Annotated in this window: 21 protein-coding genes; 11 read left to right on the top strand and 10 right to left on the bottom strand. The window is 72.7% G+C overall.

The window, feature by feature from the left end:
- Positions 1-165 precede the first annotated feature (165 nt).
- Positions 166-435 (top strand): 30S ribosomal protein S15, encoded by a 270-nt coding sequence (gene rpsO / locus OVN18_RS00610; protein WP_267737578.1) that lies wholly within the window; start codon positions 166-168, stop codon positions 433-435.
- Positions 436-621: 186 nt separating this feature from the next.
- Positions 622-1,212: a TetR/AcrR family transcriptional regulator gene (locus tag OVN18_RS00605; RefSeq protein ID WP_267737577.1), complete on the top strand. Its 591-nt coding sequence runs from the start codon at positions 622-624 to the stop codon at positions 1,210-1,212.
- Positions 1,213-1,263: 51 nt separating this feature from the next.
- On the opposite strand, the gene OVN18_RS00600 is transcribed toward OVN18_RS00605, so the two are convergent.
- Genes OVN18_RS00600 through OVN18_RS00590 form a run of 3 tightly spaced genes read right to left on the bottom strand, consistent with a single transcriptional unit; the run spans position 1,264 to position 3,957 of the window.
- Complete coding sequence (locus tag OVN18_RS00600) at positions 1,264-1,911, bottom strand: TetR/AcrR family transcriptional regulator (protein WP_267737576.1); 648 nt, start codon at positions 1,909-1,911, stop codon at positions 1,264-1,266.
- 16 nt (positions 1,912-1,927) lie between these two features.
- A complete protein-coding gene (locus tag OVN18_RS00595; protein WP_267737575.1) occupies positions 1,928-3,238 on the bottom strand; it encodes an ABC transporter permease in 1,311 nt (436 codons plus the stop codon).
- The gene (locus tag OVN18_RS00590) at positions 3,235-3,957 is read right to left on the bottom strand and encodes an ABC transporter ATP-binding protein (protein ID WP_267737574.1); all 723 of its coding nucleotides are present in this window, start codon (positions 3,955-3,957) and stop codon (positions 3,235-3,237) included. The genes OVN18_RS00595 and OVN18_RS00590 overlap by 4 nt, the downstream gene beginning before the upstream one ends.
- Before the next feature lie 147 nt (positions 3,958-4,104).
- On the opposite strand from OVN18_RS00590, the gene OVN18_RS00585 reads away from it, so the two are divergent.
- From OVN18_RS00585 to OVN18_RS00565, 5 genes are all read left to right on the top strand, one after another.
- Entirely contained in the window at positions 4,105-4,797 is a 693-nt protein-coding gene (locus OVN18_RS00585; RefSeq protein WP_267781325.1) for a hypothetical protein, read from the top strand.
- Positions 4,794-5,474: a hypothetical protein gene (locus OVN18_RS00580; protein WP_267781323.1), complete on the top strand. Its 681-nt coding sequence runs from the start codon at positions 4,794-4,796 to the stop codon at positions 5,472-5,474. The genes OVN18_RS00585 and OVN18_RS00580 overlap by 4 nt, the downstream gene beginning before the upstream one ends.
- An 8-nt stretch (positions 5,475-5,482) precedes the next feature.
- Entirely contained in the window at positions 5,483-6,238 is a 756-nt protein-coding gene (locus OVN18_RS00575; RefSeq protein ID WP_267781322.1) for a hypothetical protein, read from the top strand.
- A 206-nt stretch (positions 6,239-6,444) separates the two neighbouring features.
- Positions 6,445-6,933, top strand: a complete 489-nt coding sequence (locus tag OVN18_RS00570) for a hypothetical protein (RefSeq protein WP_267737570.1) — start codon at positions 6,445-6,447, stop codon at positions 6,931-6,933.
- Between the two features lie 315 nt (positions 6,934-7,248).
- Complete coding sequence (locus tag OVN18_RS00565) at positions 7,249-9,528, top strand: polyribonucleotide nucleotidyltransferase (RefSeq protein ID WP_267781321.1); 2,280 nt, start codon at positions 7,249-7,251, stop codon at positions 9,526-9,528.
- A gap of 102 nt (positions 9,529-9,630) precedes the next feature.
- Here OVN18_RS00565 and OVN18_RS00560 read toward each other — a convergent pair whose 3' ends face one another.
- From OVN18_RS00560 to OVN18_RS00545, 4 genes are all read right to left on the bottom strand, one after another.
- Positions 9,631-10,428, bottom strand: a complete 798-nt coding sequence (locus OVN18_RS00560; RefSeq protein WP_267737568.1) for an ABC transporter permease subunit — start codon at positions 10,426-10,428, stop codon at positions 9,631-9,633.
- Positions 10,425-11,363, bottom strand: coding sequence for an ABC transporter ATP-binding protein (locus OVN18_RS00555; RefSeq protein ID WP_267781319.1), 939 nt, complete (start codon positions 11,361-11,363; stop codon positions 10,425-10,427). The genes OVN18_RS00560 and OVN18_RS00555 overlap by 4 nt, the downstream gene beginning before the upstream one ends.
- A gap of 67 nt (positions 11,364-11,430) precedes the next feature.
- On the bottom strand, positions 11,431-12,123 hold the full coding sequence (locus OVN18_RS00550; RefSeq protein ID WP_267781318.1) for a response regulator: 693 nt from the start codon (positions 12,121-12,123) through the stop codon (positions 11,431-11,433).
- Positions 12,120-13,712 carry a sensor histidine kinase gene (locus OVN18_RS00545; RefSeq protein WP_267781316.1) on the bottom strand — a complete coding sequence of 531 codons (1,593 nt, stop codon included), beginning with the start codon at positions 13,710-13,712 and terminating at the stop codon, positions 12,120-12,122. The genes OVN18_RS00550 and OVN18_RS00545 overlap by 4 nt, the downstream gene beginning before the upstream one ends.
- Positions 13,713-13,873: 161 nt before the next feature.
- Here OVN18_RS00545 and OVN18_RS00540 point away from each other — a divergent pair, with 161 nt between their 5' ends.
- Positions 13,874-15,280, top strand: coding sequence for a cation:dicarboxylate symporter family transporter (locus OVN18_RS00540; protein ID WP_267782836.1), 1,407 nt, complete (start codon positions 13,874-13,876; stop codon positions 15,278-15,280).
- A gap of 70 nt (positions 15,281-15,350) precedes the next feature.
- Here the strand turns inward: OVN18_RS00540 and OVN18_RS00535 are convergent, their stop codons facing one another.
- Positions 15,351-15,881: a YbhB/YbcL family Raf kinase inhibitor-like protein gene (locus OVN18_RS00535; RefSeq protein WP_267737562.1), complete on the bottom strand. Its 531-nt coding sequence runs from the start codon at positions 15,879-15,881 to the stop codon at positions 15,351-15,353.
- A gap of 275 nt (positions 15,882-16,156) precedes the next feature.
- Here OVN18_RS00535 and OVN18_RS00530 point away from each other — a divergent pair, with 275 nt between their 5' ends.
- Both OVN18_RS00530 and OVN18_RS00525 read left to right on the top strand, forming a co-directional pair.
- Complete coding sequence (locus tag OVN18_RS00530) at positions 16,157-16,891, top strand: bacteriorhodopsin (RefSeq protein WP_267737560.1); 735 nt, start codon at positions 16,157-16,159, stop codon at positions 16,889-16,891.
- Between the two features lie 209 nt (positions 16,892-17,100).
- On the top strand, positions 17,101-18,144 hold the full coding sequence (locus OVN18_RS00525) for an aldo/keto reductase (protein WP_267781314.1): 1,044 nt from the start codon (positions 17,101-17,103) through the stop codon (positions 18,142-18,144).
- 93 nt (positions 18,145-18,237) lie between these two features.
- Here OVN18_RS00525 and OVN18_RS00520 read toward each other — a convergent pair whose 3' ends face one another.
- A complete protein-coding gene (locus tag OVN18_RS00520; protein WP_267737558.1) occupies positions 18,238-18,885 on the bottom strand; it encodes a TetR/AcrR family transcriptional regulator in 648 nt (215 codons plus the stop codon).
- Between the two features lie 216 nt (positions 18,886-19,101).
- Here OVN18_RS00520 and OVN18_RS00515 point away from each other — a divergent pair, with 216 nt between their 5' ends.
- Entirely contained in the window at positions 19,102-19,704 is a 603-nt protein-coding gene (locus OVN18_RS00515) for a histidine phosphatase family protein (protein ID WP_267739421.1), read from the top strand.
- Here OVN18_RS00515 and OVN18_RS00510 read toward each other — a convergent pair.
- Positions 19,701-20,630 carry an oxygenase MpaB family protein gene (locus OVN18_RS00510; RefSeq protein WP_267781313.1) on the bottom strand — a complete coding sequence of 310 codons (930 nt, stop codon included), beginning with the start codon at positions 20,628-20,630 and terminating at the stop codon, positions 19,701-19,703. The two genes, OVN18_RS00515 and OVN18_RS00510, sit on opposite strands and share 4 nt — an antisense overlap.
- Positions 20,631-20,634 lie beyond the last annotated feature (4 nt).

Genomic DNA, 20,634 nt, shown 5'->3' with positions numbered 1-20,634 from the left:
GAACGGCGCGCCCGTGATGATCCTGGCATGAGCGGATCGGAGCAGAGCGCGGCGACCGCGCACCGGCTGGTAGTATCTGAAGGTTGCCGTCCAACGGCCGCGGATCAAGAGAGCCGCTCCACCCCTGGAGCCGGCGCCGCGCAACGAGCAGAGAGGGGATCACCTATGGCACTGGAAGCAGACGTCAAGAAGGCGATCATCGACGAGTACGCGACCCACCCCGGTGACACGGGATCCCCCGAGGTCCAGGTGGCGATGCTGACGCAGCGCATCAAGGACCTCACCGAGCACCTCAAGGAGCACAAGCACGACCACCACTCGCGTCGTGGCCTCCTGCTGCTCGTGGGTCAGCGCCGTCGTCTTCTGGGGTACCTCCAGAACATCGACATCGCGCGCTACCGCTCGCTGATCGAGCGTCTGGGCCTGCGCCGCTAGTCGTCGCCCGCCCGGCGCCGCGTCGACAGACACGCGCTTCGAACGTTCGAGAAGGCCGCCCCCGCACTGCGGGAGGCGGCCTTCGTCGTTCCCGCGCCGGCCGCGCCCGGCCGTGCTGAGTGCGCGCTGTGAGAATTGTGGCACTGCGATGGCGCTCGGGCGCCGCGCCGCCACTAGGGTGACGCCATGACCGAACCCCGACGGCGTGGGCGTCCCGTAGAGCTCGACATCGCCCGCGTCAGCGAGGTGGCCCTCGACCTCTTCCTCGAGCACGGCTACGACACCGTGACGATGGACGACGTCGCCCGAGCCTCCGGCCACAGCCGCCGCACGGTCTTCCGGCACTTCCCGACGAAGAGCTCGCTCGTCTGGGCATCCGCCGACGGCTTCGTGGATGCCCTGCGTGACCACCTCGCCGCCGTCGACCCGCAGCTGCCGGCCATGGACGCCGTGCGGGAGGCCTACGTGCGCGCCTCGGCGGTACCCGAGGAGCACTGGGAGCTCACGCGCCGACGCCTGCGCCTCATCGGCGACAACCCCGCACTGCTCGCCGACGGGGTCGAGCGCTTCCACGGCGTCGACGGCATCATCGCGCGGGCCGTCGTCGATCGGGCGGGCGTCGCGCACGACTCGCTCGTCGCGGCGGTCGTCGGCGGAGCGGTCGTGCTGTGCGCGCACAACGCCGCCGTGTGGTGGGCGCGCCACGGCGAGGGGCAGCCCGGCGAGGCGATCGACGCCGCCCTGCGCCGCCTGAGCGCGGGGTTCGCCGCCGCCTGAGCGCAGCAGCCCTGTGCGTCGCCGTCCCCTCGGGCGCCGGTCGCCGTCGGCTCAGGCCGGGGTGCCCTCCGCGGTTCCCGCGAGCTTCGGCAGCAGCTGGCCCAGGGTCGCGCGGGTCCGCTCGACCGTCGCCGGCAGCGCGGCCGGCTCCTCGCCGATCGCCGTCATGGCGACGTACCGCATGACGCCGGCCAGCATCTGGGCCGCGAGGTGCGACTGCCGCTGGAGCGACGCCTCGTCGTCGGCGGGCGTGCGCGACCGCTCCAGCCGGTAGCGCAGCACCTCGGCGAGCTCCGACTCGAGCTCGGCGAAGCGCTCCATCTGACGCTGGACGAGATGCGGGCTCGACGTGACCGCGCGCATGCGATCGAGCATGAGGCTCGGATCAGGGCCGGCGTCGATCGCCGCCGTCGCGACGAGACCGACGGCCTCGCCGAGGACGTCGGCGCCGGTCGAGGCGATGAAGGCGCGGACGGCGCTCTCGTCGAGCGCGGGCGCCTCGGCGCCGATGATCGCGGCGTCCTTCGTGGCGAAGCGATTGAAGAACGTGCGCTGCGAGACGCCGGCGCGGGCGCAGATCATGTCGACCGTCACGGTCTCGTAGCCCTGCTCGAGCACGAGGGCGACGGCGCTGCGCTCGATCGCCAGCGCCGTCGCCCGCGCGCGGGGGCGCACGGCCGCTGCTCGTGTCTCGGTCATCGCGCCCCTCGTCGGATCACTCGTAGCGTAGCGATTCGATGGGGCGCTGCCGCGCGGCGCGGGCGGCGGGCAGCGTGCCCGAGACGAACGCGATCGCGGTGATGAGCACGACGACCCCGAGCACGCCGAGCGGATCGAACGCCAGCAGGGTGAGACCCTCGAGTCCCGCGAGCGGCCCTGCGCCGAGGGCGGCGGAGAGAGCGCTGCCGGCACCGACGCCGAGCAGCACGCCGAGCGCGCTGCCGAGCAGCCCGATGACGACCGCCTCGAGGCTGAACAGTGCGAATACCCGTCCGCTGCTCATGCCCATCGCCTTCATCAGCCCGATCTCACGGGTGCGCTCCTGCACGCTCATGAGCAGGGTGTTCACGATCCCGAACGCCGCGGCGAGCAGGGCGATCACACCGAAGGCGTTGAGCACTCCGGTGATGCCGATGATCACGGTCTGAACGATGCCGAGCTGATCCTCGACGGTCTGCGCGCTGTACCCGCCATCGGCGAGGGCGCTGCGCACGGCGTCCAGGTCCGCACCGTCGGCGCCGTCGTCGAGGTAGGCGATGGCGACGCTGGCGCCGGCCGCATCCTCCGCCGCCCCCGCCGTGGCCGATTGCAGATCGGCGATCGCGCCGATGAGGGCGTTGTTCGCCCCCGCGCCGCTCGCGAGCAGGCTCGCCCGGCTGACGCCGACGAGGGTCGCCTCGAGCGTCTGCTGCGCCCCCGCGGCATCGGTGGCGGCGATCGTCACCGTCTCGCCGACGGCCTCGTCGGCCGAGGGGTAGCCGAGCGGCTCGAGGTACTCGCTCGGCAGCACCACCTCGTAGTCGTCGGCGGTGTGGTCGAGCTGGGCGCCCGCCTCGAGATCCGAGCGGGTCACGGCCGACTGGGGGTTGATGGTGAACACGTACCGCGTTCCCGACGCGCCCTCCACGTAGTCGACCGCGACCGCCCGCACGGGCTCCACCTCGGCGATGCCGTCGATCCCGGCGATGCGGTCGAGGTCCTCCGCGCTGAGAGGGTCGCTGCCCCCGAATCCGGGAGGGGCGCCGAGGCCCCCTGCGGCGGCGGGGGTGCCTTCTTCGTACTCCGCGGGCCCGTCATCGGCCGCGAGGGCGTCGGCCGGGTCGGCGGCGAGCTGCACGAGCACGACGTCGTCCGAGCCCAGCGTGGCGACCTGGGCGTCGATGTAGCTCGATACTCCCTGCCCGAGCGCGGTCGTGATGGTGAGGGTGAACGCGCCCACGGAGAGCGCGAGCACGGTGAGGGTCGTGCGCAGTCGGCTGCGCACGGTGTTCGCGGCGGCGCTGCGCACGAGGTCGACGGCCTTCATCGCCCGGCCCCCGCCCCGACGGCCGAGCGGGAGTCGTCGACGATTCGGCCGTCGCGCACGGTGATGCGGCGGTCGCACCGTGCCGCGAGCTCCTCGTCATGGGTCACGATGACGAGCGTGATGCCGCGGTCGCGGTTGAGGCCGAGCAGGGTCTCCTCGACGATGGTGCCGGTGGTCGAGTCGAGGTTGCCCGTCGGCTCGTCGGCGAAGATGATGCTCGGATCCCCGCTGAGCGCGCGGGCGATCACGGCGCGCTGCTTCTGCCCGCCCGAGAGGGTCGCGGCGCGGGCGGAGGCCTTCTCCTCGAGGCCGAGCATCCGCAGCATCGCCAGGGAGCGCTCACGACGCTCGCGCCGTCCGCGCCCCGCGATGGTGAGGGGCAGCGCCACGTTCTCGAGCACGGTGCTCTGCGGCACCATGAAGAACTGCTGGAACACGAACCCGAACTCGCGATTGCGCAGGCGGTCGAGCTCGCGCCCGCTGAGGGTCGCCGCATCGGTTCCGTGGATGCTCACGCTGCCGCTCGACGGGCTGTCGAGCACCGCGAGCAGGTGCATGAGGGTCGACTTGCCCGAGCCGCTCTTGCCGACGATCGCGACGCACTCGCCCGGATCGATCTCGAGGTCCACGTCGCGCAGCGCGTCGAACCGGCTCGCGCCCGTGCCGTAGTGCTTGGAGAGACCCTGCGCGCGGAGCGCGGGCGGCGGTCGATCGGTCATGGCAGTGCTCCTGTTCCCGGGGCCCCCGAGCGGGAGCGAGTGATTCGACAGTAACTGCAGAGTTAGGTGCAGTAACTGCACATAACCCCAGGAATCCCTATGCGGGGCATCCAGCGATTCCCCCGGTGGCGGTGCCACTCTCAGCCCATGCCCGCTCGCCGCCGCGCCCGCTCGGCCGTCGGCGTGCCCGCGATCGCCGTCGTCGCGGTCGTCGCGGCGGGGCTCCTGGCTGGATGCGCGGCGCAGCCGGGCGGGCGCCTCGACGCCAGCCTCGCCGAGCTCAACCGCGAGCGCGATGCCGTCGCCCTCGCGGCCCACGAGGCGGATACCGAGCGGTTCGGCGTCTACCTGCGCGACCGCTGGGGTCCGATCTCCGTGCCCGAGACCGCCTCGTACGAGTGGGTCGCCGCCGACGAGTGGGCGGCGGAGGTCTCGCGCTGCCTCGACGATCGCGGATTCCCCGGCGCGCGTCCGACCCCTGAGGGGGATCGCATCGACTACGGTCGCGTCGCCGTCGTGAGCACCCGCGATCTGTACGAGCTCGACGTCGCCGCCTTCGGCTGCCAGGCGGAGCATCCGGTGCGCGAGTGGTACTCCGCCGAGCTGCAGAGCGTCGAGGCGCCCTGGGCGCTCGACTACTGGCAGACGGTGCTCGCGCCGTGCCTGCGCTCCCACGGCTACCGCGCCGCACCGGTGCCGAGCGCGGAGGAGTTCGCGGAGACCTGGCGCACCGATGGCGCGCTCGACCCCTACCGCCTCGTCGGCCCCGGCCCGCTCGAGCGCACCGCCGCCGAGGCCCGCTGCCCGGCTCCCGAGACCCTGCTCGACGCGGTGCCATGAGGCCTCGAGCCCCGCGCCGTCGACCCGCGCGCCGGGCGGCCCCGTCGCGGCGCGCGGTGCTGCTGACCGCCGTGCTGGTCCCGGCCGCGATCCTCCTGGCGGGATGCTCCACCGAGGCCGCCCCGGGGGCCCCCGCGCTCGACGACGTCGCGAGGGAGCGCGCCGAGCGGGCGGAGGAGCGGCTCGCCGTGCTGCTCGACTCGCACGCCGGGTACCTGCGCGACCGGTGGCCGGGGATCGCGGTGCCCGAGGCGGGCACGCCCGAATGGCTCGACGCCTCGGCGTGGCCGAGCGCCTACGCCGCCTGCCTCTCCGTGCGCACGGCGGTGCCGGTCGTGCCCGACGGCGCGACGGGATCGGTGACGCTCGGCCGCCCGACCTCCGACGCGGAGACGAGGACGCTGGAGCTGGCGATCTTCGTGTGCGAGAGCATCCTGCCGCCGCCCTCGATCGGCAGCGGGCCTCCCGGCCCCCTCGAGCTCGAGTGGCGACGGCAGGCGATCGAGGTCGAGCTGCCGCGATGCCTGCTGGGGCACGGCGTGCCGATCGCGGGCGGGTCCGAGGGCGATCCCTACGCGAGGGTGCGCACCGACCCCGCCGCTCTTGCCCGCGCCGAGGCTCTCTGCCCCGACCCCCTGGCCTCCCTCGCCCGCATCCCTCCGGCCGGTGGGCAATGAGGCGGGCCGTGCTGCTGCCGCTCGCCGCCGCTCTCGCGATGGTCGCGGCGCTCGCCGGATGCGCGTCGACGCCGGCTGAGCGGGGCGCGATCGGCGTCGACGACGTCATCGATGCGCGCGAGCGCCTCGCCGAGCGCTTCGGCCGGGAGCGCGTCGAGCGGCTCGTGCAGAGCGACGGCCGCCGGATCGCCGATTTCGGCCTGCCCGCCCCCGCCTACCGCGGCACCCTGCCGGAGGGGGAGTGGTCCGCCGTCACGTCCACGTGCATCGCCGAGCAGGATCCGACGGTCTCGAGCGCATCGCTGCGCATCGACCCGACGGGCGAGCTCGTCGAGTGGTCCGTGAGCCAGGACGGGGCGCTGCCGATCGTCGAGGACCGCCTCGCCGCCCTCGAGCGCCTCGCCCTCGCGGTGCGCGTCTGCGCCGTGCGCCACCTGCCCGCCGTGCCCGCGCTCGGCGGCATCGACGATGTCGAGCGGGCGTGGTGGCGGGATGACGCGCTCACGCGCCTGCTGCCCTGCCTGCGCCGGGCGGGCGCGGGCCCGGTCGTCTCCGCTCCGCCCGCGCGGCTCGCCGAGCGCGCCGCCGAGGGGCGCCCCTGGGATCCGCTCACGGGCCTCGACCCTCCCACCCGCGCCCGCGCCGCGGCGCTGTGCCCGCCCGGCGAGATGCTGCTCGAGCGGGCGCTGCCGCGCGCCGAGGCGACGGGCGACCGGGGCTCGCGACCGCTCAGCCGACTCGACCTGCCCGTCGCCGACTTCTGACCCCGGGCAAGCCGCGCGGGCCGATGCTCCGAAGCACTCCTGCGGCGTGACGAGTCCGAGCCCGAAGCGGACTCGGGGCCGCGGCCCCGGCGGAGCGCTCCACGCATGGTTCCCGCTCCGCCCGGGGCCGCCTTCGACCATCGTCACCGATCCCGCGTCCGTCGGCTGTCAGCAGCATCGCGGCCGACCGTCGCAGAATGACCCCTATGGATGCCCCGACCGAGCCCCCGCAGCTGGTCACCCGCGCCGGGGCCGGGCGCTGGGGCGCCCGCCTGGTCATCGGGTTCGTGGTCATGGTGGCGGGCTGCGCGGCGCTGCTGGCCGAGGTCGCCCCGCCGGGCATCCCGACCGCTCTCGCCGTGATCGGAAGCCTCGGCGGCTTCGGGCTCCTCGCGGCGTCGATGATGCAGATCACGACGCGGTGGCGCACGAGCCTGCGCTTCGACGGCGAGGCCCTCGTGGTGCGCGCGCCTTTCGCCGTGGCCGTGCACCCGCTGTCGGCCAACCTCGTCATCGGGCGCTGGATGCACGAGCGCCGCCCGCGCCCCGAGCACTGGGTGATCGAGAACGGCCGCATCGCGACGCCGATCGGCGAGGAGCTCGACCCGGTGCGCATCGAGGCCTTCGCGGCCCGGCTCGAGGTGCCGGTGATCGACATCCCCGGCGACCCGCCGAGCGTCCAGCACGGGGCGTGAGCGGCACCGCGCGCGGCGCGTCGCCCGAGCGGACCTAGGCCGCGACACGCCGTGCTGATACCCTGATCACTGGCGCGACCTCGCGCCATCAAATGAAAACCGCATGGAGCAGGCCGGCGCGAAGCTGGTCACCGGTGGTGATCTCCCGTCACGCAGCGCACGAGCGCGAGCGGAACGGTGGATGTCTACTGTTGGCCAGAGCAGACCCGGCGGCACAGAACGCCGCGTCCCTTCCTGCCCGCTCCTGCTCCGCGCGTTGCGCCGCGCACCCATACGGGGTGCCCGGCGCGCAGACGTGTAAGGAGACAGACCTCAATGGAAGGTCCTGAAATCAAGTTCGCCGAGACCGTTCTCGACAACGGCAAGTACGGCACCCGCACGGTCCGCTTCGAGACCGGCCGCCTCGCGCAGCAGGCTCAGGGCGCCGTGGCCGCCTACCTCGACGAGGAGACCATGCTGCTGAGCGCGACGAGCGCCGGCAAGCACCCCCGCGAGGGCTTCGACTTCTTCCCCCTCACGGTGGACGTCGAGGAGCGCTCGTACGCCGCCGGCAAGATCCCCGGCTCGTTCTTCCGCCGCGAGGGCCGCCCCTCGACCGAGGCCATCCTCGTGTGCCGCCTGATCGACCGCCCCCTGCGCCCGACCTTCATCGAGGGTCTGCGCAACGAGGTGCAGATCGTCATCACGGTGCTGAGCATCGCGCCCGACGAGTTCTACGACGCGCTGGCCATCAACGCCGCCTCGGCGTCGACCCAGATCTCGGGCCTGCCCTTCAGCGGCCCGATCGCGAGCGTGCGCCTCGCGCTCATGCCCGACAACAACGGCGGCGGTCAGTGGGTCGCCTTCCCGAAGCACAGCCAGCTCGCCGAGGCCGTCTTCGACATCATCGTCGCCGGCCGCGTCGTCACCGATGCGAACGGCGAGCAGGACGTCGCGATCACCATGGTCGAGGCCGAGGCCACCGAGGGCAGCTGGAACCTCATCCAGGGCGGCGCCATCAAGCCCAACGAGGCCGTCGTGGCCGAGGGCCTCGAGGCCGCCAAGCCGTTCATCAAGCAGCTCGCGCAGGCGCAGCTCGAGCTCGCCGCGCAGAGCGCGAAGGAGATCCAGGACTACCCGGTCTTCCTCTCGTACAGCGCCGAGCTCTACAGCGCCGTCGACGAGATCGCGCGCGACGAGCTCGCCGGCGTCTACCAGATCGCCGACAAGGTCGAGCGTCAGACCGCCGACGACGCCCTCAAGGCGCGCGTCAAGGTCGCCGTCGAGGGCCGCATCGCCGCCGGCGAGCTGCCCGAGGAGTCGCTCAAGGACTTCGGCGCCGCGTACAAGTCGGTCTCGAAGAAGATCATGCGCACGCGCGTGCTCACCGAGGGCGTCCGCATCGACGGCCGCGGCCTGGCCGACATCCGGGCGCTCGACGCCGAGGTGCAGGTCATCCCGCGCGTGCACGGCTCCGCGATCTTCCAGCGCGGCGAGACGCAGATCCTCGGCGTCACCACGCTGAACATGCTCAAGATGGAGCAGCAGATCGACTCGCTCAACCCCGTGACGAGCAAGCGGTACCTGCACCACTACAACTTCCCGCCCTACTCGACCGGTGAGACCGGCCGCGTCGGCAGCCCCAAGCGTCGCGAGATCGGGCACGGCTTCCTCGCCGAGCGCGCCCTCGTGCCGGTGCTGCCCCCGCGCGAGGAGTTCCCCTACGCGATCCGTCAGGTCAGCGAGGCCATGAGCTCCAACGGCTCCACCTCGATGGGCTCGGTCTGCGCCTCGACCCTGTCGCTGCTCAACGCCGGCGTGCCCCTGCGCGCGCCCGTCGCGGGCATCGCCATGGGCCTCATCAGCGACCAGGTGGACGGCGAGACCCGCTACGCGGCCCTCACCGACATCCTCGGCGCCGAGGACGCCCTCGGCGACATGGACTTCAAGGTCGCCGGCACGAGCGAGTTCGTCACGGCCATCCAGCTCGACACCAAGCTCGACGGCATCCCGTCGTCGGTGCTGCAGGGTGCGCTCGGGCAGGCCCGCGAGGCCCGCCTCGCGATCCTCGACGTCATGAACCAGGCGATCGACGCCCCCGACGAGATGGCGCCGACCGCGCCCCGCGTCATCAGCGTGCAGATCCCGGCGGACAAGATCGGCGAGCTCATCGGCCCGAAGGGCAAGACGATCAACTCCATCCAGGACGAGACCGGCGCCCAGATCTCGATCGAGGAGGACGGCACGGTCTACATCGGCGCCGTCGACGGCCCCTCGGCCGAGGCCGCCCGCCTTCGGGTGAACCAGATCGCCAACCCGATCAACCCCGAGGTCGGCGAGCAGTACCTGGGCACGGTCGTCAAGATCGCCGCCTTCGGTGCCTTCGTCTCGCTCATGCCCGGCAAGGACGGCCTGCTCCACATCAGCGAGGTGCGCAAGCTCGCCGGCGGCAAGCGGGTCGACGACGTCGAGGATGTGCTCAGCGTGGGTCAGAAGATCCTCGTCGAGATCACGAAGACCGACGACCGCGGCAAGCTGTCGCTCTCGCCCGTGCTGGCCGAGGGCGCCGATGGCGCCGAGGCCGCCGCGGCTCCCGCGGAGGGCGCCGAGGCCTAGCCTCCGCCCACCGCGCATCGCGCGAACGGATGCCCGTCCCGACTCGTTCGGGGCGGGCATCCGTCGTTCCCGCCCGTGCCCCGTCCGGGCGCGGCCGCCCGCTCAGCGGCCGATGTCGCGGCGGCGCAGCACGAGCATCCCGATGACGACCGCGAGCACGGAGAGCGCGAGCAGCAGCGCGAGCCCGCCGAGGTCGACGCCGTTCCGCAGCGGCTCCTCGCCGAAGGCCCACGAGTAGGGCGAGAGCGCGCCGACCCACTCCAGGTCGGCGCTCTGGTTGCCGAGGGCGTTGAGCGCGTAGCCGATCACGGCGACGCCCGCGCCTCCCGCGATGGCGAGAATGCGCCGCCCGGTCGCCGCTCCCGCTCCGAGCGCCGCCGCCCCGCTGAGGGTGCTCAGCAGCAGCAGCGCGAGCCCGCCGCCGACGAGGCCTCCCGCGTCGACGCCCAGGTCGAACGCGGTCGAGTACACGGCGACGAGGGCCGTGACGAGCGTCACGAGCAGCACGAGCTTCAGCAGCACGACGAGACCGCGCTCGAGCAGCACGCGCTCGCGGCTGACGCCGTGCGCGAGCACGAGCTCGAGACCGCCGCGCTCCTCGTCGCCGGCGATCGCGGCCGAGCCCCAGGCCGTCGCGGCGATGACGAGCAGCACGAAGCCGAGCAGACCGTAGACCGTGCCCTGGGTGTACCCGGCGCCCGAGAGGATGTCGTCGTAGTTGAGCGTCTGCACGAGCTCGGGCGGCAGACCCTCGATCACAGCGGCGAACTCGGGATTGCCGCCGATCGAGGGGTAGAGAGGCAGGTAGAGCGAGGTGACGGCGGTCAACCCGAGCGCCCAGCCGAGCAGTCCGCGTCGGCCCTCGACGAGGTCGCGACGGGCGAGGGGCAGGATGCTCACGGCGCGCTCCCGTCGCCGACGGCCCGCTCGGGGCCGTAGTAGGCGAGCACCGCGCGCTCGAGGTCGGGCTCCTGCACCACGAGGTCGCGCACGGCGAGCCCGGAGAGCGCCGCGACGAAGGCGCCGATCTCGCCCGAGAGGGTGCCGCTCGCCCCGCCCTCGGGATCATCGGCGCGGCGTCGCGCGAGCTCGAGCCCGGGCACCGCCGCGATGCGCCGCAGCAGCGCGTCGTGGTGCGCGGGGTCGACGCGCACGCGCACCTCGCGCGGCGCCGCCGCCCGCAGCGCGGCGATGCTGCTGCGGGCGACGACCCGGCCCTCCCGCAGCACGGCGACCTCGTCGGCGACGTGGGCGATCTCGCTGATCACGTGCGAGCTCAGCAGCACGGTCCGGCCCGCATCGCGCGCCTCCCGCACGATGCGGAGGAACTCCTGCTGCACGAGCGGATCGAGCCCGCTCGTCGGCTCGTCGAGGACGAGCAGCTCGGGGTCGTGCGCGAAGGCCTGGATGACGCCCACCTTCTGCTTATTGCCCTTGCTGAGCGCGCGGGCCGGGCGGTCGAGGTCGAGTCCGAGCCGCGCGGCGAGCTCGACGATGCGCGCGGGGGCGCCGGAGGCGCCGTCGAGCGCGGCGTAGTGCGCGAGCACGCTGCGGGCCGTCTGGCGGGAGTCCATCGCGAGCTCGCCGGGGAGGTAGCCGATGCGGCGGCGCTGCGCCGCGCCGCCCGTGCGCGGGTCGACACCGAGCACCCGGACGGTGCCGCTCGTCGGCCGCACGATGTCGACGAGGGTTCGCATGGTCGTCGTCTTGCCGGCGCCGTTCGGCCCGATGAGCCCGACCACGCGCCCGGTCTCGACCGCGAGATCGATGCCGTCGAGCACGGTGTGCCGGCCGAACCGCTTGGTGAGCGAGGTGATCGCGATCGCGGACGTCATCGGCGGCCTCCTCGGGCGGGTGGTGCCGCCGACTATACGACCTGCCCGCGCGTGCCGCGCGGACGGCTCAGGCGCCGCGCCGGCGGTAGGCGACCTCGGGCCTGCCGGGGGAGCCGTAGCGGGGTTCGCGCTGCAGCACCCCGGTATCGGCGAGGTGCTCGAGATACCGACGGGCGGTCACGCGCGACAGGGCGAGCGCCTCGGCGGCCTCGGCGGCCGAGACCGCCTCCTCGCGCGAGTCGAGGTGGGCCGAGACGAGGTCGAGCGTCGGGGCCGAGAGCCCTTTGGGCAGGCTCGACCGCGCGGGGGCCCGCAGCGCTGCGAGCAGCTCGTCCACCTCCTCCTGGGTGGCGCTGCCGGCCGCGGTGCCGAGTCGGGCGCGGTAGCGGGCGTACTGCTCGAGCTTGTCGCGGAAGGCCGCGAAGCCGAACGGCTTGATCAGGTAGTGCGCCGCGCCCACGGCGACCGCCGCCTGCACGGAGGCGCGGTCGCGTACGGCGGTCACGGCGATGATGTCGACGTCGATCCGCGATTGCCGCAGTCGCCGGGCGAGGTCGAGGCCGTTGGCATCGGGCAGCCCGACGTCGAGCAGCAGCAGGTCGGCGGTCGCGCCCGTCTCGAGCCCGCGGGCGAGCAGCGCGAGCGCCTCGGCAGCGCTGTGTGCGACCCCGACGACGACGAAGCCGTCGAGACGGCCGAGGTACTGCTCGTGGGCGGCGGCGACGAGGGGCTCGTCGTCCACGATGAGCACGCGGATCACGAGCGCGCCTCCGGCAGGATCACGTCGACGGTGGTCGGTCGTCTGGGGCGGAAGGCGACGGCGCCTCCCGCGCGCTCGACGATGCCGCGCACGGCGGCGAGGCCGAGCCCGTGCCCCGGTCCGGCATCCGTCTTCGTGCTCACCCCCGCGTCGAACACCCGCTCGGCGATCTCCGGCGCCACACCCGGTCCGCTGTCGGCGACGGCGAGGCGCACGCCCTCGTTCACGCGGTCGAGCCGCACGACCACGCGGTGGGGCGGCGCGCCGCGCAGGCAGGCCTCGAGGGCGTTGTCGACGAGATTGCCGACGAGCGAGACGGTGTCGGAGGGGGAGAGCGGCAGGGCGACCCCCTCCTCGCGGTCGAGCTCGAGCGCCGCGCCGCGCTCGCTCGCGATCGCGGCCTTGCCCAGCAGCACCGCGGTCAGAACGGGATCCTCGTCGGGGACGAGCGTGGCGTCGACCAGGCCCTGACTGGCGCGCACCGACTCGCCGACGAGGCCGGCCACCTCGTCGCCCCTGCCCATCTCGACGAGCGAGAGGACGGTGTGCAGGGTGTTGGCGTGCTCGTGCGCCTGCGCGCGCAGCGCCTCGCTCACGGTGCGCACCGATTCCAGCTCGCCGACGAGCTCCTGCAGCACGCTCTGGTCGCGCATGGTCATCACGGCGGGGGAGCGTCCTCCGTCGCTCGGCGCACCGGGAGCGCTCTCCTGGTTGAGCAGCAGAACCCGCGCCCCCGCCACGTGGCTCTCCTCCACGACGCGTCGGCCCGTGGTCAGAAGGGCGGCGATGCCGGCATCGATGCCCAGCTCCGCCGGCTTCCGCGGGGCGGGATGCTCTCCCGCGGCCTCGATGCCCAGCAGCTCGGCGGCCTCGTCGTTGTAGAGCACCACCCGCCCGCGATCATCGGTGAGCACGACCCCTTCGCGCACCGCGTGCAGCACCGACTCGTAGAAGCGCACCATCGTGCGCATGCCCTCCGCGTCGAGGTCGCCCGTGCTGCGCCGCAGCGAGCGCCTCGTGAGGGCCGCGGCGATCGCGCCCACGGCGATCACGACGAGGCCCACCGCGATCACGAACGGGATGCGCGGCGCGAGGTCCTCGCTGATCTCGCGCGTCGTCACCCCCGCCGCCACGAGGCCGATCACACCGGCGTCGTCGAGCACGGGCACGACCGCCCGCACGGATGGCCCGAGGGTGCCGGTGTAGGTCTCGGTGACCGTTCCTCCGGCCACCGCTCCGGCGATGGTCCCGAGGAAGGGGCGACCGATCTGAGCGGGGTCGGGATGCGTGTACCGGAGCCCCTCGGGGCTCATCACCGTCACGAAGTCCACCTCGGCGGCGGTGATGGCGGCCAGGGCGTACGGCTGCAGCCGCGCGGAGGGGTCCGGCTCCTGCAGCGCCTCGCGCACGGCCGGATCCGCGGCGATCGTGCTCGCCACCGCGAGGCTCACGCGCGCGGCGTCGTCGCCGACCGCGCGGCGCGCGTCGACGGCGAGCACCACGGTCAGCACGAGGGCGACGAGGAGGGCGGCGAGCACCTGCAGGCCGAACACCCGCCCGGCGACCGAGCGATCCCGCCTGCGCACCATCGCGGCACCTCCGCCCTCCACGCTAAGCGGTCGCGGCTCGGAGCGCGGCGACCAGTATGACCACAAGTTCCCCCGCCCCCGCCGCCCGGCGCACGATGACCGTTCACCAGTACCGCACGAAGGCCGCCGACGACGTCGTCCCGGCCGGATGGGAACAGACCATGGCAAAGATGCTGAGCAGGCTGCGGCGGATCGACCGCAACCACTACCTGTACATCGCGGTGATCGTCGCCGTCGTCGCCGGGGCGGTCGTGGGCATCGTCGCGCCCGAGGCGGGCGTCGCGCTCGAGCCGGTGGGCACCGGCTTCGTCGCGCTCATCAAGATGATGATCGCCCCGGTCATCTTCTGCACGATCGTCATCGGCGTCGGCTCCATCGCGAAGGCCGCCACGGTGGGCAAGGTCGGCGGTCTCGCGCTCGGCTACTTCATGCTCATGTCGACCTTCGCCCTCGCGATCGGCCTGGTCGTCGGCAACATCCTGCAGCCGGGCGAGGGCCTCGACATCGGATCGGCCGAGTACGAGGTCACCGGGGAGGCGACCTCGACCACCGACTTCCTGCTCGGCATCATCCCGACCACGCTCGTCTCCTCCCTCGTCTCCGGCAGCATCCTGCAGGTGCTCTTCGTCGCTCTGCTGGTGGGCTTCGCCCTGCAGGGTCTCGGGCGCAAGGGCGAGCCGATCCTCGACGCGATCAAGAGCCTGCAGGTGCTCGTCTTCCGCGTTCTCGCGATGATCCTGTGGGTGGCGCCCATCGGCGCCTTCGGGGCGATCGCGGCGGTCGTCGGGCGCACCGGCGCCGGCGCCCTGGTGAGCCTCGCGACCCTCATGATCGGCTTCTACATCACGTGCGCGCTGTTCGTGGTCGTCGTGCTCGGTCTGCTGCTGCGTCTCGTGACGGGCGTCAACATCTTCCGGCTCATGAAGTACCTCGGCCGCGAGTACCTGCTCATCGTCGGCACCTCCTCCTCCGAGGCCGCGCTGCCGCGCCTCATCGCCAAGATGGAGCACGTCGGCGTCTCGAAGCCCGTCGTGGGCATCACCGTCCCGACCGGCTACTCGTTCAACCTCGACGGCACGGCGATCTACCTCACGATGGCGTCGCTGTTCATCGCCACGGCGCTCGGCACCCCGCTGAGCATCCCCGAGCAGATCGGTCTGCTGGTCTTCATGATCGTCGCCTCCAAGGGCGCCGCGGGCGTCACCGGAGCGGGGCTCGCGACCCTCGCGGGCGGTCTGCAGACCTACCGGCCCGATCTGGTCGACGGCGTCGGCGTCATCGTCGGCATCGACCGCTTCATGTCGGAGGCCCGCGCGGTGACCAACTTCACCGGCAACGCCGTCGCGACGCTCCTCATCGGAACGTGGACGAAGGAGGTCGACGCCGAGCAGGTCCGCGAGGTGCTCGCGGGTCGGCGCCCCTTCGACGAGAGCGCCTTCTCGGCCCGTGACGAGCACGGAGCCGCCGAGTCGGGCGCCGCAGCGGACGGAGCCGATGCGCCCACCACGCGCGAGCTCGAGCAGCTCGTCGACGGTGACGCGCGGGCCTCGGGCGCCGGACGCCGCTGAGAGCCCGCCGGCATGACGACGGCGCCCGCTCCGGAAGGGGAGTCGGGCGCCGTCGTCGCGCCGAGATCGGTCAGTCGGTGCTCTGCGTGGCCGTCAGCAGCGCGCGACCGATGATGTGGTCGCGCAGGATGAACCCGACCAGGGCGGGCGTCGCCCCCTCCGGCACCTCGATGCTCGGCACGTCGAGAGCGCTGACCGCGAAGACGTAGCGGTGCTCGCCGTGGCCCGAGGGCGGGGCGGCGCCGAGGAACCGCTCGAGCCGGAGCTCGTTGGCCACGGTGACGGCTCCCTCGGGCAGCAGGCCCGCCGCGGGGTCGCCGGCGTTCGCCGGCAGGGAGGTCGTGGTCGCCGGGATGTTGTAGACCGTCCAGTGCCACCAGCCGCTGCCGGTCGGAGCGTCGGGGTCGTACATCGTCACGACGTAGCTCTGCGTGCCCTCGGGCGCGCCGCTCCACTCCAGGGCAGGGGAGCGGTCGTCGCCGCCCGCGCCCGCGATGCCGGAGCGCGCCCAGTCGGGCAGTCGCTCGCCCTCGGCGACGTCGGGGCTGGTGAGTGTGAAGGCGGGCACCTCGGGCATGCGCCACATCGGGTCGTTCGTCATGGATCTCCTCCATCGGGAATCGGTGTCACCGCCACCGTCGCACGGCACTCTGCGAGCATCCCGAAGCCACCCGGATGCCGTCGAGGGAGGCGAAGCACTCCGTTCCGACCGCTCCCAGCTAAACGGCAGTCGATACCCAGCGACTCGTCATCGATCCTGGATCATCCGCACGAAGTTCGGCGTACAGTCAAAACATAGCCAAAGGGGCCCACGACCCGATGGATCACCCGGACGCATGCCGATCGCGCGTCGTCCTCCGATTCAAAAGGACAATCATGGATTTCCAAATCGTGCAGGCCTTCTTCATGTTGGGGTTCGTGGCGATGGCCGCGGGGACCGTCTGGTTCGTGCTCGAGCGCAACGATCTCAAGCCCGAGCTGCGGTCGGTCGCGACCTACGCCGCCGTGATCACCTTCGTCGCGGCGATCCTCTACTACGTCATGAAGGACGTCGTGCAGTTCCCGGGCGGCGCCATCACCGCCGATGACGTCGAGGCGACCGCGCCGCTGCGGTACATCGACTGGCTCATCACCACGCCGCTGCTGCTCATCGAGTTCGTGCTCATCGTCGCGCTCGCGGGCGCGGTCAAGAAGGGCCTGCTGACGAAGATCGTCATCGCCGACATCATCATGATCGTCACCGGGTACCTCGGCGAGATGGGCGAGCCCGGCTCGGTCGCGAACGTCATCTACTTCGTCATCTCGTCGGCCGCGTGGATCTACATCATCTTCGTCATCCTGAAGATCAACGTCTCCGGGGCCCCGGACCACGTGCAGAGCGCCGTTCGCATCATGCGGCTCTTCGTGATCATCGGATGGGCGATCTACCCGATCGGCACCGCGCTGCAGGAGTTCCTGGAGATCGGCGGCGCCGATATCGCGATCGCGGCGAGCGTCGCGGCCTGCATCTACGTCGTGGCCGACGTGGTGAACAAGGTCGGCTTCGGCATCATCGCGGTCAACGCGGCCAAGAAGTCCTCGGTCGCCCGTCAGCTGGAGCCCTCGGCCTAGCGACTCCCGAACCCCCGGCGCGGTCGCTCCTGTGGGGGAGCGACCGCGCCGTGGTCATCACCGTCAGCGCCGCGCCCGGGTTCCCCGGGCGCGGCGCTCGTCGTTCGCATAACGATTGGGCGCGGGGGCGGGCGCAGCGCCGCGGGCGGCGATACCGTGTGCCTCATCGACCCAGCGGGCTTCCCACCCGACGCACGAGAGGCACCACCGTGAACGACCCGACGGGGCACCCCGACCCCGGCACCGCCGTGATGGCGGCGCCCACGGGGGAGGTCGTGACCGCGTCGACGGGCGCGTCGCCCGTCACCCCGGCATCGCCCGCCGGTTCGCCGTCGATCGCGCGGCGCATCGGCCCGAGCGACCTGCGGGTATTCCCCATCGCGCTCAGCGGCAACGTCTTCGGCTGGACGGCCGACGCTCCGACGACGACGGCCATCCTCGACCGGTACGCCGAGCTCGGCGGCACGTTCATCGATACGGCGGACTCCTACGCCGGCGGCCGCAGCGAGATCATGATCGGCAACTGGATGAGCGCATCCCGTCGCCGTCACCAGACCACCATTGCGACCAAGGTCGGCAAGGGTCCCGACAACCCGGGCCTGTCGGCCCGCGCCATCCATCAGGCCGTGGAGGCGTCGCTGCGCCGGCTGCGCGTCGACGCGATCGATCTGCTCTACCTGCACATCGACGACGACGAGGTGCCGTTCGAGGAGACGCTCGCCGCGGTCGACGACCTGATCAGCGACGGCAAGGTGCGCTGGTTCGGCGGCAGCCACCACACCGGCAATCGGCTCATCGAGGCGCGGATCGCCGTCGGGGTGCTCGGTGTCGCTCCCATGATCGCCGTGCAGAACCACTACAACCTCATGCACCGCACCGAGTACGAGGGCGACCTCGCTCGCGTCGCCGCGCAGCTCGATCTCGGCGTCATGCCGCGGTTCGCCCTGGCCGGCGGGTTCCTGACGGGCAAGTACCGCTCGCGCGCCGATGTCGAGCGGCTGCGGCGGGGCGGGGAGGCGACGCGGTACCTCACCCGCGCGGGGCTGCGCACGCTCGCGGCGCTCGACCGCGTCGCCGCCGAGACCGGCACCTCGGTGACGACAGCGTCGCTCGCCTGGCTGCTGAGCCGGCCGCGGGTGGTCGCGCCGGTGGTGTCGGTGAGCGAGCCCGCGCAGCTCGATGCCGTCATGGCGGCGCCGTCGACACCGCTCAGCAGGCAGCAGCTCACCGAGCTCGACCGCGTCAGCGCGTAGTCGCACCGCGCCGCGCAGTCGCACCGCGCCGTGCGGTCGCGCATCGCCTCGGAGCGCGGCGGTCGCCGCGCGGCCGGGGTCGTGCCGCGCGGCTCAGCGCGCTTCGGCGGTGATGCGCTCGATCGTCCCGCGCACGGCGGAGCTCGCGGCGATCACGTCGCCGACGTACGCCCACGTCATGGCGCCCACGTAGGCGAGGACGAGCCGGTCGGCGGCCTCGCCCGGCATGGGGTGGCCGAGGCGCACGAGCGCTCCCTCGAAGAGCTCGTGGATGGACTCGTGGAATCCGGTGACGACGCCGCGCACCGGGTGGGCGGGGTCGGCGAATTCGGCGGCGGCGTTCACGAAGGGGCAGCCGCGGTACCCGGGCGCCTGGATCTGCGCGACCACGGCGTCGCCGACGAGGCGCAGGCCGACGGCGGCGTCCTCGTGGGCGGCGAGCAGGCTCGTGATCGACTCCAGCGTCGCGTCGCGCCGGGCGGTGATGTAGTCGAGCACCAGGCGGTCCTTCGAGCCGAAGTGCTTGTAGAACGTCGCCTTGGTGACTTGCGATTCGGAGATGAGGAGGTCGACGCCGACGGGCCGGATGCCGTCGTCGTAGAACCGCCGCATCGCCGTCGCGAGGATGCGGCCCTTCGCCGGGGCGACCCGGGGGACCGGGGCGGGGGCGTCCTCGTTCGGGCTCGCTGCGGACGAGGGGGAGTGCGCAGCGGGGGAGGCTGCGGTGGTGGTCGCCGACACGGAGGTGGCCTTTCGCTGGCGCGGATCGCCGACGCGCGCTCTTCGGGGAGCGACGCACGGCTACGGAGGGTCCGTGATGCTGACTGTAGCAGGGACAGACAGCTTTGTCTGTCCTCACATCCGGCATCTTCGGCGCGCGCTGTGAACCGAGTCGGACTCGACTGTCGACGGCGAGGTCTGGCCTAGGCTCGACGGCGACGAAGGAGTGTGGATCTCGTGTCTCGGTACGTGTATCTGGTCCGGCACGGCGAGCAGCAGGATGCCGAGCACGGGCTCCCCGACGGACCCTTGAGCGGTCGCGGGCAGCGTCAGGCCCGTGCGATCGCCGAGCGCCTGAGCGGGGTGCCGTTCGCGAGCGTGCACACTTCGCCCCTGCAGCGGGCGGTCGAGACGGCGACGCAGATGACCGACCGGATGCCCTCGATGGAGCCGCAGCTCTCCTCGCTGCTCATGGACTGCATCCCCTCGGGCCCGTCGCCGGCGATGCCGCACGCCTTCGAATCGTTCTTCGGCGGCATCACCGAGGAGGAGATCGCGGCCGGCGAGGCGCAGATGGCCGATGCGACCGCCGAATGGCTCTCCCCGTCACGGGATGACCGCCACGACCTCCTCATCACGCACAACTTCGTCATCGCCTGGTTCGTGCGCGAGGTGCTCGACGCGCCGTCCTGGCGCTGGATGGGTCTCAATCAGGCCAACTGCGGGCTCACTATCCTGCGGGTGCGCACGGCGAAGCCGCCGGTGCTCGTGGTGCACAACGACCTCGGCCATCTGCCGGTGGAGCTGCGCACGGGGCTCCCCGTCGAGCAGCCCTTCTAGCGGGTCGGCTCCGAGTCGCTGGCCGCGTCGGCCCGCGCGCCCGCGAGCCGGTCGAGGCGCATCCGGGTGTAGCGCATGCTCGACGATTCCGGGCCGAGCACGGTGCGCATCCCCCACAGGGCGACGCGGGTGAGCGTGATCGCGGGCCACCAGGCGCGCCGCAGGCCGAGCAGGGCCCGGTACCGGGCGGGCAGCGAGGCGACGGCGCCGGCGAAGAGGATGCGGTACACCGGGCCGACGCCGCGGCCGAGCGGCGGATCCCGCAGCCAGCGCACGGCCTCGTCGACGCGCGCGTCGCGCCGCAGAACCGGGAGGTAGGAGGCGATGGCGTCGTCGAGCTCCTGCCGCGAGCGCGGCGGGTCGGCCATGCCCATGAGCCGACCGGCCGTCGCCCACTCGCGCACGTACTGATCGGATCCCCCCGGCACGGGGCCGCCCCAGGTCTCGTGGGAGCCGATGAACGCATCGGCGAAGGCGCAGTGCACCCAGCCGATGAGGTCGGCATCGCCCGCCGCGTAGGCGACCGCGTCGCCGTCGGGGCCGGCGTACTCGCCCCGCACGCGCTCGTGCAGGCGGCTCACCCACGCGCATCCGGTCTCGGCCTGCGCCCGGTCGGCGAAGGTGGTGGTCAGCACCCAGCGCACGGTGCCGGAGAGGCGTCCGAGCGGATCCTCCCGGTAGCGCGAGTGGTCGTGCACGCCCGCCATGGCGCCGGGGTGCAGCGTCTGCATGAGAAGCGCGCGGATGCCGGCGACGATCGTGGGGGTGCCGTTGTGCACGGCCCACACCGCCGAGTCCGGCCCGAACCAGCCTTCGTCGTCACCGGTCTCGAGCGCGCGCACCCAGCCGGGCACGCCGTCCGGGTCGCCGGAGAACATCGTGAGGATGCGCCCGCGGGCGCGGGCGACGACGGCGGGACGGGGCATGCCG

Source organism: Microcella daejeonensis (assembly GCF_026625045.1).
In the GTDB taxonomy this organism is placed as follows: Bacteria; Actinomycetota; Actinomycetes; order Actinomycetales; family Microbacteriaceae; genus Microcella; species Microcella daejeonensis.
Note: the sequence above shows the minus strand (reverse complement) of the source record. Positions and strands in the feature narration are given on the sequence as shown.

Excerpts from the sequence above, each read along its gene's own strand:
- rpsO (WP_267737578.1), top strand. The coding sequence starts at position 166 with ATGGCACTGGAAGCAGACGTCAAGAAGGCGATCATCGACGAGTACGCG.
- OVN18_RS00605 (WP_267737577.1), top strand. The coding sequence starts at position 622 with ATGACCGAACCCCGACGGCGTGGGCGTCCCGTAGAGCTCGACATCGCC.
- OVN18_RS00600 (WP_267737576.1), bottom strand. The coding sequence starts at position 1,911 with ATGACCGAGACACGAGCAGCGGCCGTGCGCCCCCGCGCGCGGGCGACG.
- OVN18_RS00595 (WP_267737575.1), bottom strand. The coding sequence starts at position 3,238 with ATGAAGGCCGTCGACCTCGTGCGCAGCGCCGCCGCGAACACCGTGCGC.
- OVN18_RS00590 (WP_267737574.1), bottom strand. The coding sequence starts at position 3,957 with ATGACCGATCGACCGCCGCCCGCGCTCCGCGCGCAGGGTCTCTCCAAG.
- OVN18_RS00585 (WP_267781325.1), top strand. The coding sequence starts at position 4,105 with ATGCCCGCTCGCCGCCGCGCCCGCTCGGCCGTCGGCGTGCCCGCGATC.
- OVN18_RS00580 (WP_267781323.1), top strand. The coding sequence starts at position 4,794 with ATGAGGCCTCGAGCCCCGCGCCGTCGACCCGCGCGCCGGGCGGCCCCG.
- OVN18_RS00570 (WP_267737570.1), top strand. The coding sequence starts at position 6,445 with ATGGATGCCCCGACCGAGCCCCCGCAGCTGGTCACCCGCGCCGGGGCC.
- OVN18_RS00565 (WP_267781321.1), top strand. The coding sequence starts at position 7,249 with ATGGAAGGTCCTGAAATCAAGTTCGCCGAGACCGTTCTCGACAACGGC.
- OVN18_RS00555 (WP_267781319.1), bottom strand. The coding sequence starts at position 11,363 with ATGACGTCCGCGATCGCGATCACCTCGCTCACCAAGCGGTTCGGCCGG.
- OVN18_RS00545 (WP_267781316.1), bottom strand. The coding sequence starts at position 13,712 with ATGGTGCGCAGGCGGGATCGCTCGGTCGCCGGGCGGGTGTTCGGCCTG.
- OVN18_RS00540 (WP_267782836.1), top strand. The coding sequence starts at position 13,874 with ATGGCAAAGATGCTGAGCAGGCTGCGGCGGATCGACCGCAACCACTAC.
- OVN18_RS00535 (WP_267737562.1), bottom strand. The coding sequence starts at position 15,881 with ATGACGAACGACCCGATGTGGCGCATGCCCGAGGTGCCCGCCTTCACA.
- OVN18_RS00530 (WP_267737560.1), top strand. The coding sequence starts at position 16,157 with ATGGATTTCCAAATCGTGCAGGCCTTCTTCATGTTGGGGTTCGTGGCG.
- OVN18_RS00510 (WP_267781313.1), bottom strand. The coding sequence starts at position 20,630 with ATGCCCCGTCCCGCCGTCGTCGCCCGCGCCCGCGGGCGCATCCTCACG.